This is a genomic window from Sphingomonas sp. (assembly GCF_035555815.1).
GTDB lineage: Bacteria > Pseudomonadota > Alphaproteobacteria > Sphingomonadales > Sphingomonadaceae > Sphingomonas.
On the sequence record NZ_DATMGG010000011.1, the window covers coordinates 1 to 12199 of the forward strand.

The 12199-nt window shown below is 69.8% G+C and carries 16 protein-coding genes; 8 read left to right on the forward strand and 8 right to left on the reverse strand.

The features are described from left to right. From VNR91_RS00590 to VNR91_RS00615, 6 genes are all read left to right on the forward strand, one after another. Positions 1–346, forward strand: a 346-nt coding sequence (locus tag VNR91_RS00590; protein WP_325488853.1) for a sensor histidine kinase, incomplete at its 5' end; no start/stop codon positions are given. Beyond that, positions 343–780: an HPr kinase/phosphatase C-terminal domain-containing protein gene (locus VNR91_RS00595; RefSeq protein ID WP_325488854.1), complete on the forward strand. Its 438-nt coding sequence runs from the start codon at positions 343–345 to the stop codon at positions 778–780. The genes VNR91_RS00590 and VNR91_RS00595, both read left to right, overlap by 4 nt. Then, entirely contained in the window at positions 777–1694 is a 918-nt protein-coding gene (gene rapZ, locus VNR91_RS00600; protein ID WP_325488855.1) for an RNase adapter RapZ, read from the forward strand. The genes VNR91_RS00595 and rapZ overlap by 4 nt, the downstream gene beginning before the upstream one ends. Before the next feature lie 23 nt (positions 1695–1717). Further along, on the forward strand, positions 1718–2125 hold the full coding sequence (locus tag VNR91_RS00605) for a PTS sugar transporter subunit IIA (protein WP_325488856.1): 408 nt from the start codon (positions 1718–1720) through the stop codon (positions 2123–2125). Beyond that, positions 2122–2391, forward strand: a complete 270-nt coding sequence (locus VNR91_RS00610; protein ID WP_325488857.1) for an HPr family phosphocarrier protein — start codon at positions 2122–2124, stop codon at positions 2389–2391. The genes VNR91_RS00605 and VNR91_RS00610 overlap by 4 nt, the downstream gene beginning before the upstream one ends. A gap of 48 nt (positions 2392–2439) precedes the next feature. Further along, on the forward strand, positions 2440–3231 hold the full coding sequence (locus VNR91_RS00615; protein WP_325488858.1) for an RNA methyltransferase: 792 nt from the start codon (positions 2440–2442) through the stop codon (positions 3229–3231). A 192-nt stretch (positions 3232–3423) separates the two neighbouring features. On the opposite strand, the gene rmuC is transcribed toward VNR91_RS00615, so the two are convergent. The 3 genes from rmuC to recR all read right to left on the reverse strand — a co-directional run bounded on the left by rmuC (position 3424) and on the right by recR (position 6158). After that, positions 3424–4827 (reverse strand): DNA recombination protein RmuC, encoded by a 1404-nt coding sequence (gene rmuC / locus VNR91_RS00620; RefSeq protein WP_325488859.1) that lies wholly within the window; start codon positions 4825–4827, stop codon positions 3424–3426. Positions 4828–5004: 177 nt separating this feature from the next. Further along, a complete protein-coding gene (def, locus tag VNR91_RS00625; RefSeq protein ID WP_325488860.1) occupies positions 5005–5529 on the reverse strand; it encodes a peptide deformylase in 525 nt (174 codons plus the stop codon). Positions 5530–5561: 32 nt separating this feature from the next. Next, on the reverse strand, positions 5562–6158 hold the full coding sequence (recR, locus tag VNR91_RS00630; protein WP_325488868.1) for a recombination mediator RecR: 597 nt from the start codon (positions 6156–6158) through the stop codon (positions 5562–5564). Between the two features lie 52 nt (positions 6159–6210). On the opposite strand from recR, the gene fmt reads away from it, so the two are divergent. Both fmt and truA read left to right on the forward strand, forming a co-directional pair. Continuing rightward, positions 6211–7116: a methionyl-tRNA formyltransferase gene (gene fmt / locus VNR91_RS00635; protein ID WP_325488861.1), complete on the forward strand. Its 906-nt coding sequence runs from the start codon at positions 6211–6213 to the stop codon at positions 7114–7116. Beyond that, on the forward strand, positions 7113–7853 hold the full coding sequence (gene truA, locus VNR91_RS00640) for a tRNA pseudouridine(38-40) synthase TruA (protein WP_325488862.1): 741 nt from the start codon (positions 7113–7115) through the stop codon (positions 7851–7853). The genes fmt and truA overlap by 4 nt, the downstream gene beginning before the upstream one ends. Here the strand turns inward: truA and VNR91_RS00645 are convergent. From VNR91_RS00645 to VNR91_RS00665, 5 genes are all read right to left on the reverse strand, one after another. Next, on the reverse strand, positions 7844–9037 hold the full coding sequence (locus tag VNR91_RS00645; protein WP_325488863.1) for a class I SAM-dependent RNA methyltransferase: 1194 nt from the start codon (positions 9035–9037) through the stop codon (positions 7844–7846). The genes truA and VNR91_RS00645 overlap by 10 nt on opposite strands. Then, positions 9034–10482: an NAD(P)H-hydrate dehydratase gene (locus VNR91_RS00650; protein WP_325488864.1), complete on the reverse strand. Its 1449-nt coding sequence runs from the start codon at positions 10480–10482 to the stop codon at positions 9034–9036. The genes VNR91_RS00645 and VNR91_RS00650 overlap by 4 nt, the downstream gene beginning before the upstream one ends. Further along, positions 10479–10865: a hypothetical protein gene (locus VNR91_RS00655; RefSeq protein ID WP_325488865.1), complete on the reverse strand. Its 387-nt coding sequence runs from the start codon at positions 10863–10865 to the stop codon at positions 10479–10481. Before VNR91_RS00655 ends, VNR91_RS00650 begins: the two co-directional genes overlap by 4 nt. A gap of 37 nt (positions 10866–10902) precedes the next feature. After that, the gene (locus VNR91_RS00660) at positions 10903–11613 is read right to left on the reverse strand and encodes an N-formylglutamate amidohydrolase (protein WP_325488866.1); all 711 of its coding nucleotides are present in this window, start codon (positions 11611–11613) and stop codon (positions 10903–10905) included. Further along, the coding region (locus VNR91_RS00665; protein ID WP_325488867.1) for an enoyl-CoA hydratase/isomerase family protein at positions 11610–12199 on the reverse strand (590 nt) is incomplete at its 5' end. The genes VNR91_RS00665 and VNR91_RS00660, both read right to left, overlap by 4 nt.

The window sequence follows — 12199 nt, forward strand, 5'->3', positions numbered from 1 at the left end:
GCGGCTGGAGCGGGTGTTCGAGAATCTGGTGGACAATGCGCTGTCGTTTTCGCCCGACGGCGGCATCGTCGCGATATCGGCGGATACCGACGGCAGCCACCTGGTGGTCGGGGTCGAGGACGAAGGACCCGGCGTGCCGGAGAGCGAGCGCGAATCGATCTTTCGCCGATTCCACTCGGTTCGCCCGCAGGATGAGGCATTCGGGCGGCATTCGGGGCTGGGCCTGGCGATTGCGCGGACCATCGTCGAAGGGCATGGAGGCGAGATCATGGTCGAATCGCGCGAGGATCGAATGAGCGGGGCGCGATTTGTCGTCCGGCTACCCCTGACCGGGCAGGCCCGATGACCGAACTTTCTTCCGAGACCATCCACGCCAGTTGCGTCGCGATCGGCGATGCGGCGGTGCTGATCGAGGGCAAGTCAGGCGCCGGCAAATCGGACCTCGCGCTGCGGCTGATCGATCGCGGCGCGCGACTGGTCAGCGACGACTATACGATCGTCACCCGCCAGCACGGCGTGCTGCTCGCCCGCGCGCCGGTCAACCTGTCCGGCAAGATCGAGGTGCGCGGGATCGGCATCGTCGCGATGGAGCCTGTCGCCGACGTCGCCGTCCGGCTGATCGTCGCGATCGACGACGCCCCGCCGCGCATGCCCGAGCGGGGGCAACGACGCCGTTTCGCCGGCGTCGACATCGCCGAGATCGCGCTGGCCGCGCTCGAGCCCTCCGCGCCGATCAAGGTCGAGCTGGCGCTGCTCCAGCCACCCGACGCCGCGCGATGACCGAGACCGCGCCCAAATCGATCCTGCTGGTCACCGGCATGTCCGGGGCCGGTAAATCGACCGTCCTGCGCACGCTGGAGGACATCGGCTGGGAAACGGTCGACAATCTGCCGTTGCGGCTGCTTCACCGGCTGCTCGCCACCGCCGCGCCCGAGGGCGAGCAGGGCAACCGCCCGCTGGCGGTGGGATTCGGACCGCAGACGCGCGGTTTCGACGGCGAGAAGATCGTTCAGAGCATCAAGCGGCTGCGCGAAACCGGCGAATATGACATCGGCACGCTGTTCCTCGATTGCAGCGGCAGCGAACTCGAACGCCGCTATTCGGAAACGCGCCGCCGTCACCCGCTGGCGATCGACCGGCCAGCCGGGGACGGCATCGCGCGCGAACGTGAGCTGCTGGCGCCGCTGCGTCGCTGGGCGAACCGGCTGATCGACACCACGACGCTGGAAAGCAACGCGCTGCAACAGGCGATCCGGCTCGACTTCGCGCGATCGGGCCTGGGCGAGCCGGTGCTGTCGGTGATGTCGTTCGGCTATGCCCGCGGGCTGCCGCGCAACGCCGACCTGGTGTTCGACATGCGGTTCCTGCGCAACCCGCATTGGGTGAAGGCGCTGCGGCCGGGCACCGGGCTCGATCAGCCCGTCGCCGACTATATCGCGGGCGACCCCGCCTACGCCACCGCGATCCCGGCGATCGAGGAGCTGCTGCTGATGCTGCTGCCGCGTTACCGGGCAGAGGGGAAATCCTACATCACCGTCGCGATCGGCTGTACCGGCGGGAGACACCGTTCGGTTCATGTGGCGGATCGCATCGCCGCAAGGTTGCGCGCCGAGGGTTTTTCGCCCACGGTGACCCATCGCGAACTGGGCACGGCGCCCCAGGACTTGCTTGAGGATCGGCCTGCCGCGCGATGAAACCGGACAGAGAAAATGACCGCATGATCGGCCTGGTTCTGGTGACGCACGGGCGGCTCGCCGTCGAATTCGTGACCGCGATGGAGCACGTCATCGGCCAGCAGACCGCGATCGAGACGATCTGCATCGGCCCCGACGACGACATGGAGGAGCGCCGATCCGACATCGCCCGCGCGATCGCCGCGGTCGATGCGGGCGCGGGCGTGATCGTGCTGACCGACCTGTTCGGCGGCACGCCCAGCAATCTGGCGATATCGCTGATGGTGCCGGGCAGCGTCGAGGTCATCGCCGGCATCAACCTGCCCATGCTGATTCGCCTGGGCGGCGCGCGCAAGGCGATGAAGGTGGCCGAAGCGGTCGCCGCTGCGCGCGACGCCGGGCGCAAATACATATCCGTCGCATCCGAAGTCCTGGGAGAGGCCACAGCTTGAGCGTCAGCCGCACCGTTCGCATCGTCAATCGCCGCGGCCTGCACGCGCGCGCCAGTGCCAAATTCGTCACGCTGGCGTCGTCCCAGCCGATCGAGATCCTGGTCCAGAAGGACGGATCGAGCGTCACCGCGACATCGATCATGGGGCTGATGATGCTGGGCGCGGCGATGGGCGACGAGATCACGATCAGCGCCACCGGCGACACCGCGGAGGCGGCGGTGACCGCGCTGGTCGAGCTGGTCGAATCGCGGTTCGGCGAGGATTGATTCGCGACCGCTTGCCGCCCGCGTCGCGGACGGGCAAAGGCCGCGTCGATGCCGCGTGAGATCACCGCCTTTTCCAACCCGCTGATAAAATGGGCGCGCAGCCTGCGCGACAAGCGGCACCGGCGCGAGGAAGGGCGCTTCCTGGCGGAAGGGCTGCGCATCCTGACCGAGGCGCGCGAAGCGGGCCGCGTGCCCGAATATCTGTTCTTCGCCGATGACGGCCACCAATTGACCCAGGCACTGATCGCCGCGACCGAAACCGCCGGCGGCACCGCGATCGCCACCAACGCCGACATCCTGTCGAAGCTGTCGGGCAAGGACAATCCGGGCGCGGTGATCGGGGTCTATCGCGAATTCGCCACGCCGCTGGCCGCGCTCGACCGCGCCGCCGCGCCGATCTGGCTGGTGGCCGAGCGGCTGCGCGATCCCGGCAACCTGGGCACCATCCTGCGCACCGGCGACGCGGTCGGCGCGGGCGGGCTGATCCTGCTCGATGAATGCGTCGATCCGTTTTCGGTGGAAGCGGTGCGCGCGAGCATGGGGGCGCTGTTCACCGTGCCGGTGGCGCGCGCGTCATGGGAGGCGTTCCGCGACTGGCTGCGCGCCGGGCCGGGGCAGCTGGTCGGACTGAGCCTCGACACAGACCAGGATTATCGCGCAGCACGCTACGCCGCACCGACGTTCCTCCTGACCGGCAATGAAGCGCAGGGGATGCCGGACCACATGGCCGCCGAATGCGATCTGCTGGTCAAGATACAGATGCTGGGCAAGGCCGACAGCCTCAATGCGGCGGTGGCGACCGCGGTGATGGCCTATGAGGTGCTGGGGCAGCAGGGATAGGGTCTGCTTGGTCGGGGCCTACTCGTCGGGGCGGGGTCGGTTGGGGCTGGGTCGGTTGAGGCGGAATGCCACCCCTTCCCCGTTCGTGCTGAGCCTGTCGAAGCACCGCCCTTTCTTTTCTCTCACGTGGGCAAAAGAAGGAGGGTGCTTCGACAAGCTCAGCACGAACGGGGATGAGTAGTCCGTCCGCCCCTATTCCGCCGCTTCCGCCGCCCCATCCTCGCTCGCCGGCAGCATCGCGACGTCGCCCGCGGTCGGCTTGGCGAGGGCGTCGACCGTCTCGACGTTCTCGATCTCCTTGGCGCCGGTGCCCACACTCAGGTCGCGGAAGCGGCGGGCGGAGACCAGCACCCGGCCCTCGAAGCTCGAGACGAACTTGTTGTAATTGTCGACCGCCGAATTGAGCCCGCCGCCGACCCGACGCAGGTGGGTCGCCGCGACCGACAGCCGCTCGTGCAGTTCCTTGCCGAGCGCATCGACCGCCCGCGCCTCATCGACCAGCTTTTCCTGCCGCCAGATATTGGCGACGGTGCGTGCGATCGCGACCAGATTGGTGGGGGTCGCCAGCAGCACCTTGCGCTCGATCGCCCATTCCCACAGCCGGGCGTCCTGCTCCAGCGCGGCGAACAGGAAATGCTCGCCCGGGATGTACATCACGACATAGTCGGCGGCGTCCCCGAACTTGTCCCAATAGCTTTTGGAGCCGAGCTGCTGGGCGTGGTTGCGCACCGACGCGGCGTGGGCCCGCAAACACGCGTTGCGCGTTTCGTCGTCGGTGGCGTCGCTGGCATCGAGAAAGGCGTTGAGCGAGCACTTCGCGTCGATCACCAGTTGCCGCCCGCCCGGCAGGCGGACGATGACGTCGGGACGCAGAACCCCCTCATCGCTGTTGACCACCACTTCCTGCTGAAAATCGGCGAACGGCGACAGCCCGGCCTGTTCGAGCACGTTCTTGAGCGATTGTTCGCCCCAGCGGCCACGCGCCTTTGGGCTGGAGCGCAGCGCGTTGACCAGCCGGGCGGTCTCCTCCCGGACCTGCCCCTGCCCCGCGCGAACCTGCTCGACCGCCTCGCGCAGCCCGGCATAGCTGTCGATCCGGTCGCGCTCGACCTTGGCCAAGCCTTCCTCGTACCGCTTCAACGTGATCTCAACAGGGGACAATAACGCCTTGATCTTGGCTTCATTTGCCTCGCCCGCTTGCCCGAAACGCTCATCGGCGCGCTTGAGGAAGGTGGACTGCGCCTCGGTCAGCACGGCGGCGCCCAGTTCGCGGAACTGCGCGGTCATGACCTCGCGATCGGCCTTGAACTCGGCGAAGCGTTCCTCGAACCCGCTCGCCTTGGTCCGAACCTCCATCAGCTCGAGCCGGGCGCGGTCGCGTTCCTGCGTGGTGATCTCCAACGCCTCGCGCAATTCGGGCATCTCGCGCACCCGTTCGGACGCGACGGCGAGATCGGCGATCGCGGTCTTGAAGTCGGCCTCCCGCGCATCGCGTTCGGCGCGCGCGGCCGCGACCGCGCGATTGCCGAGATACCAGCCGATCGCCACCCCCGCCGCCAGCGCGATCAGGATCAGCAGAAAAACAATGGGGTCCATGGCAAAACTCGGGCGAGGGAACAGACGGCGAACCTATCCGCGCCCGCCCCGCCCGGCAAGCCGTAGCGGCCCGCTATCCACCCGTTCCGGCGCGTTCCGGCGCGGGTGTGACCCGGCGCGGCTGGACCCGACGCGACTGGTGCCCCGGCGCGAGTGTGACCCGGCGCGAGTTCGGGCTCAGGCCGCCTTGCGCGCCTTGTTCAGCTTCTTGACGATCATGTCGCGCTTCAGCCGCGACAGATGGTCGATGAACAACACGCCGTTGAGATGGTCGATCTCATGCTGGATGCAGGTGGACAGCAGTCCGTCCATCTCCTCCTCATGCGCCACGCCGTCGCGGTCGAGCCACTTTACCCGGCAGCGCGCGGGGCGCTCGACCTCGGCATATTGCTCGGGAATCGACAGGCATCCCTCATTGTAGTTCGCCGTCTCTTCGCTCAGCCACACCAGTTCGGGGTTCACAAACGTCCTGGGATCGCGCACCGGCTCGCCCTCCGGCTCGGCGGGTTCCTGCAGGTCGATCACCACGACGCGCTGGGTCACGCCGACCTGGGTCGCGGCCAGGCCGATGCCGCGCGCGTCGTACATCGTGTCGAACATGTCGTCGATCAGCGCGCGGGTCTGGTCGGTGATCTCCGCCACGGGCTGGGCGACTTCGCGCAGGCCAGGGTGCGGGATTTCGAGGATGGTCATCACGGTCATGACAGGCGCGCTAAGCCGCCCGCCGGTGAGCGTCAAGCGACCGGGCGCCGCGCGCGCAGCGCCTGCGCCAGCGTCCCCTCGTCCAGATAGTCCAGTTCGCCGCCCACCGGCAGGCCGTGCGCCAATTGGGTGACGCGCACCGGATAGCTCTCGATCCGTTCAGCGATGTAGTGGGCGGTGGTCTGCCCCTCCAGAGTCGCGTTCATCGCCAGCACCACTTCATCGATGCCGCCGGCCGCGATTCGCCGGACGAGACCGTCGATCGCCAGATCCTCCGGCCGCACCCCCTCCAGCGCCGACAGCCGCCCGCCCAGCACATGGAAACGGCCGGGGAACAGCCGCGACCGATCGAGCGCCCATAAGTCCGCCACCTCCTCGACCACGCACAGCGCGCGCGCGTCGCGGCGCGGATCGGCGCAGATCGCGCACGGATCGGTAGTGTCGACATTGCCGCAGGTCGAACAGGTCGCCAGCCGATCATTGACCGCCGCCAGCGCGGCCAGCAGCGGGCCGAGCGCCGCCTCGCGCCGCTTGAGCAAATGGAGCACCGCGCGGCGCGCGGAACGCGGGCCAAGGCCCGGCAATCGCGCCAGCGCCTGGGTGAGCGTCTCGATCTCTGGGGAAGCCATGCGGAACAGATAGGGGGTTGCGCAGGCGGACGCCACGGTGTCCTGAAGCGACATGCGCATCATCTTCATGGGAACGCCCGATTTCGCGGTGCCGGTGCTCGACGCGCTGGTCGAGGCCGGGCATGACGTCATCGCCGCCTACAGCCAGCCGCCACGGCCCGGGGGACGGCGAGGCAAGGCGCTCGTGCCCTCCCCTGTCCACGCCCGTGCCGAGATGCTCGGCATTCCGGTCCGCACGCCGGTGTCGCTCAAGGGGGCGGAGGCGCAGGCCGATTTCGCCGCGCTGGCGGCGGATGTCGCGGTGGTCGCCGCCTACGGCCTGATCCTGCCGCAAGCCGTGCTGGATGCGCCGGTGCACGGCTGCCTCAACGTCCATGCCTCGCTTCTGCCGCGCTGGCGCGGCGCCGCTCCAATCCAGCGCGCGATCCTGGCCGGAGACGCCGACACCGGTGTGTGCATCATGCAGATGGAGGCTGGACTCGATACCGGGCCGGTGCGGGCGGAGGCGCGGACCACCGTCGACGGCAAGACCGCCGGGGCGCTGACTGGCGAGCTCGCCGCGATCGGCGCGGCGCTTATGGTGGACGTGCTCGCCGATCTCACCGGCTACCCGCCGGTGGCCCAGCCCGGCGGTGGCGTGACCTATGCCGCCAAGATCGACAAGAGCGAATGGCGCATCGACCTGAGCGATACGGCGGAGGCGGCGGCGCGGCAGGTCCGGGCGTTCAACCCGCCCGGCGCCTATGTCGAGATTGCGGGGGAGCGCGTGCGAATCCTCGCGGCGGAAGTGGTGGCGACGGACGGCGCGCCGGGCACGATCATCGACAACGTGTTGACCATCGCCTGTGGCACAGGTGCGATCCGGCCGACTTTGGTCCAGCGCGCGGGGCGCGGTGTCATGACGCCAGACGAGTTTTTGCGCGGGTTTTCCGCGCCGGCGGGTACGCGGCTGGCATGACCCGCTTCGCGCTGACGATCGAATATGACGGCCGCCCGTTCATGGGCTGGCAGGTGCAGGATCACGGCCCCAGCGTACAGGGCGCGATCGAGGCGGCGGCGGAGGCGATCACCGGCGAACAGGTGCTGGTTCACGCCGCCGGGCGCACCGATTCGGGCGTCCATGCCACGGGGATGCGCGCGCATCTCGACACGCCCAAGCCGATCACGGCGTTCCGGCTGATGGAGGCGCTCAACGCGCGGCTGCGGCCCGATCCGGTCGCGATCCTCGCCTGCGAGGTAGTGCCGGACGATTGGCACGCGCGATTCTCGTGTGTTGCACGCCATTATCAATACCGGATCGTAACCCGCCGCGCGCCGCTAACGTTCGACCGGGGGCTGATGTGGCGTATTCCGACCGCGCTCGATATCGAAGCGATGGCCGAGGGCGCACGGCATCTGATCGGGCGGCATGACTTCACCACCTTCCGCTCGGCACATTGTCAGGCCGATAGCCCGCTGCGCACACTCGACCGGCTGGACGTGGTGGCCGACGGCGAGCGGATCACCGTCCATGCCTCCGCGCGATCGTTCCTCCATCATCAGGTGCGCTCGATGGTCGGATGCCTGGCGCTGGTCGGCCAGGGCAAATGGGCGCCGGACGACATGGCCCGCGCGCTGGAGGCGCGGGATCGGGCGACACTGGGGCTGAACGCGCCACCGGACGGCCTCTACTTCATCCGCGCGGATTACCCCTGACGACTGAACGCCGCCGCCAGTTCAACATGCGTCGACCAGTTGAACTGCCCAACCGGCTGCACCCAGTCGAGGCGATATCCACCCTCGCACAAAAGCTTGGCATCACGTGCGAAGCTACTGGGATTGCACGATACATAGGCAATACGAGCAACGCGTGATCCGGCCAGTTGCTCGACCTGATCGCGGGCGCCGGCGCGGGGTGGGTCGATCACGACCGCGTCGAACCGGTCCAGTTCGGTGGGCGTCAACGGCCGGCGGAAGAGATCGCGATGCTCGGCGAACACCATTCGGCGCGCCGCCCCCGCCGCCGCCTTCAACGCCAGGATCGCATCGCGCGCCGCCTCCGCCGCATAGACCTTGCCCGGCAAGGCAAAGGTGAAGGTGCCGAGGCCAGCGAACAGATCGGCGGTCGCGGCGGGCGTGCCCACCGCTTCGCGCACGGCCGCGACCAGCGCCGCCTCGCCGTGGCGCGTCGCCTGGAGGAAGCTGGCCGGGGGAAACGGCACCGCGACCCCGCCCAGCGTGATCGTCACCGGCTCCGGCTCCCACCGCGTTTCCGGGCCGAGCCCTTCGTCGACCGCGATCCTTGCGACGCCATGCCGCTCGGCAAAGGTGACGATGCCCTCTGCCGCCGCCAACGATTCGGCGATCTTCGATTCGATCAGCACGTCCGGCCCGCGATCAGTCAGCGCGAGGTGGATGTTGGCGCGACCACGATCGGGCATCAGCGTCGTAAGCAGGCCGCGCAGCGGCGCGAGCAGCGCGAACAGTTCGGGTGCGAGCACCCAGCATTCGCGCATATCGACGATCCGGTGGCTGGCGCCCTCGGTGAAGCCGAGCAGCACCCGCCGCCCGCGCCGCTCGGCGTGGAGCGTCGCGCGGCGACGGCCGTGGGGCGGCGAAAGGATCGGCAGCCGCACGTCCGCAGCCAACCCCTGCGCCGTCAACGCGCCCACCACGCGATCGCCCACGAATGCCGAATAGCTTTCATCATCAAGATGTTGAAGCTGACACCCGCCACATACTGGAAAGTGCTGGCACGGCGGTGTCCGGTGGTGCGGCCCCGGCGACAGCGCGCCGTCGGGATGGAGCAGATCACCGGGCGCGGCGAACGCGGCGTGGCGACCATCGGCGGTGACGCCATCGCCGCGCGCGGCGACGCGAACGATCTCCGCGACGCTCACAACGCGGCCCGCACCGCGGAAAGCGCGCGCACCAGATCGTCGGCGATGAACGCTCCGCCCAGCCGCCGCGCCGCCTCGCCGTGCATCCACACCGCAGCCTCGACCGCGTCGAATGCCCCGGCGGCGACGGTCGCCCCGATGATACCGGCCAGCACGTCGCCGGTCCCGGCGGTCGACAGCCACGCACTGACGGGAAGCGCGGTGTTGGTGTGCCCGTTGGGATGCGCCACGACGGTATCGGGGCCCTTGAACACAACTATCGCGCCCGATCGCCGCGCCGCGTCGCGCGCCGCGTCGATCTTCGACCCCGACCAGTCCCCGAACAGCGCCTGGAACTCCCCCTCATGCGGGGTGAGCACGACGCGCGGATCACGATCGCCAGCCGCCGCGCGCGCGCGGAACAGATCGAAATGCCGGTCCCGCAGCAGGTGCAGCGCGTCGCCGTCGATCACCAGCGGCCGCTCGGTGGCGATCGCCGCCTCGAGCCGGGGGGTCGCCCCCGCGTCGCGGCCAAGGCCGGGGCCGACGACCACCGCGACGTTGCGCTTGCCGGCGATCGCGGCGCTCAATGTCTCCGACGACCAGGGGCGCTGCACCACGGCGTGGGCCACCTCCACCGGGGCGTTCGTCAGCAGCAGGCCATAGCCGGCCCCGGCGCGCATCGCCGCCTGCACCGCCAGCGCCGACGCGCCCGGCATCGCGCCGCCGATCACCGCGACCATCCCGCGCGAAAATTTGTGCATCCACGGTTGCGGCGGGCGCATGCGCGGGCGCCCGATCGTTTCGTCGGCGCTGACATTGTCGCGCGGCGACGCGGTCAAATCGAGATCCAGCCCGATGTCGACCAGTCGGGTCGTGCCACAGGCGGCAGCCGCCGGCTGGAGCAGGTGCGCCGGTTTGAGCGCGCCCAGCGCCAGCGTGTGCGTGAACTGCGGGATCTGGAAGCGGTTGATCTCCGCCCCGGTGTCCGTGTCGACGCCGCTGGGCAGGTCGACCGCGATCGACAGGCGGGCCGTTTGCACCAATGCGTCGATCGCGCGCATCGCCGCCGGCTCGACCGGGCGCGACAGGCCGGTGCCGAACACCGCATCGACCACTACCGGGCTGTACGCCGAGTCGTCGGGAAATGCGTCGACCGGGCCGGTCCAGCCGGCCCGCGCGGCGGCGGCGGCTTCGGTCCTCGGCTCGGCCAGCGCGGCGACGCGCACGGTGGCGCCGCGTTCACGCAGCACTCGCGCGGCGACATAGCCATCCCCGCCGTTGTTGCCCGGCCCGCACAGGATCAGCACCGGCGCGGAACCGGCCAGACGGTGGACCGCCTGAGCCACACCGGCGCCGGCGCGCTCCATCAGCGTCCCGACGGTGGTGCCGGCCGCGATCACGCGATCCTCCGCCGCGCGCATCGCCGCGGCGGTCAGGATCGGCTGCCCCTCGATCGGCGTCATGGTGCCTTGGGCAACGGACCCACGGTCGCGGGCAGGCGATAGCGCGCACCGCCGATGGCGACCTCGATCGTCGCTGGATCGACCACGCTGACCACCGCCGGCTCGGCGCCGTCGGCCGCGATCACGCCCCGACCGTCCTGGGTCTTGCGCAGGCGGTGGAAGCCGCCGTCGGGCTGGCGGATCGTCAGGACCAGCCCGTCCGCGCCGCGCTCCCGCTGGATGGTGCAGACCGGGGCGAAGGTGTCGGCGCCGGGCGGGGCGCAATCGACCCGATCACCCGATGCCTTCGCCTCCGCATCGGCACGGGCGATCGCCGCCGGATCGGACCTGCCCGAGCCGCAGCCGGCCAGCGCCAGCAGGACGATCAGGCTGGATTTCCGCATCGGCATCACATTCCGCCTATGTCGCGAGATCGGATGTTCACGCAAGGTCCTTACCCACCGCCGCAATCATTTGCGCCAGGATTTCGGCCCAGCGAGCGATCTGGGCGGCATCGTCGAGCAGGTCGTTGCGAATCTCGATTCCCGCAGAGGCGATGCCTTGCCCCTCGCCGTGGCGGTTGAGCGTCGCATTGAGCACGCGCCCCGAATAGGGTTGGTTGTCGCCGACGATCAGCCCCTGCCCGGCCAGAAACGCCAGCGCCGGCCCGACCGCGCGGCGATCGCGGTTGGACAGGATACCGATCTGCCACGGCCGATCGGCGGCGGCAGCGGCGCTTTCGAGGCGCGGAGTGAAGCTGTGGATGCCGAGGATCAGGCGCGGGCGATGCGCGCGTATGCGGGCGGCGATGGCGCGGTGATAGGGGGCGTGGAAACGGGCGATGCGATCGAAGCGGTCGGCGCCGACGTTGCCCGGGATCGGATGACCGTCGCTGACCGGCGGGATCAGCGTCGGGTGATCGACCTCCCGATTGGTGTCGATCACCAGCCGCGAGACCGTGGCGACGACCGCCGGTGCGCCGATCCGCACGGCGAGCGCGCGGGTCAGCGCCCCCGCGCCTATATCGATCGCGATGTGCCGGCCGAGCAGGTCGGGCGCGATGCCGAGGTCAATACCGGCGGGCACCGCATTGGAGGCATGATCGCACACCAGCAGCACGTTGCCGGTGCCGGGCAGGATATCGGGGCTCATCGCGCACGCTCGCGAAAGGCGGCGAGACGCTCCGCGAACTCGGCGGCGCCGAACGCGGCCTCGAAATCAGGCGCGACCCGTGGCGAGAGCGGATCGGCGATGGTGCGCTTGAGCTGTGCCACCGCGCCGGGCGCCAGCGCGGCGATGCGCCCGGCCAGTGCTCGCGCCGCCGCCCCGGCATCGGGCGCGCGCAATTCGGCCAGCCCGATGCGGTGCGCTTCGTCGGCGCAGATCGGATCGGCCGACAACAGCATCCGGGCCGCCTGTCCCTGCCCGATCCGCGCGATCAGTCTGGCGACGTCGCTGCCGGGATAGCCGATGCCCAGCCTGGCCGGCGTGGTGGCGAACACCGCACCATCCCCCGCGACGCGCAGGTCGCAGGCGATCGCCAGCGCCACCGCCGCGCCGTAACAGCCGCCGTCGACCGCCGCGATCGCCGGCATCGGCAGCGCGGCGATCGCCTCGATCCCCTCCGCCATCGTCCGACGAAACGCGCCGCGCGCGGGCGGATCGTTGGGCAGCGTGCCCAGTTCAGCCAGGTCGGCGCCGGCGGAGAAGATGCCCGGCACCGCCGACGCCAGGATGA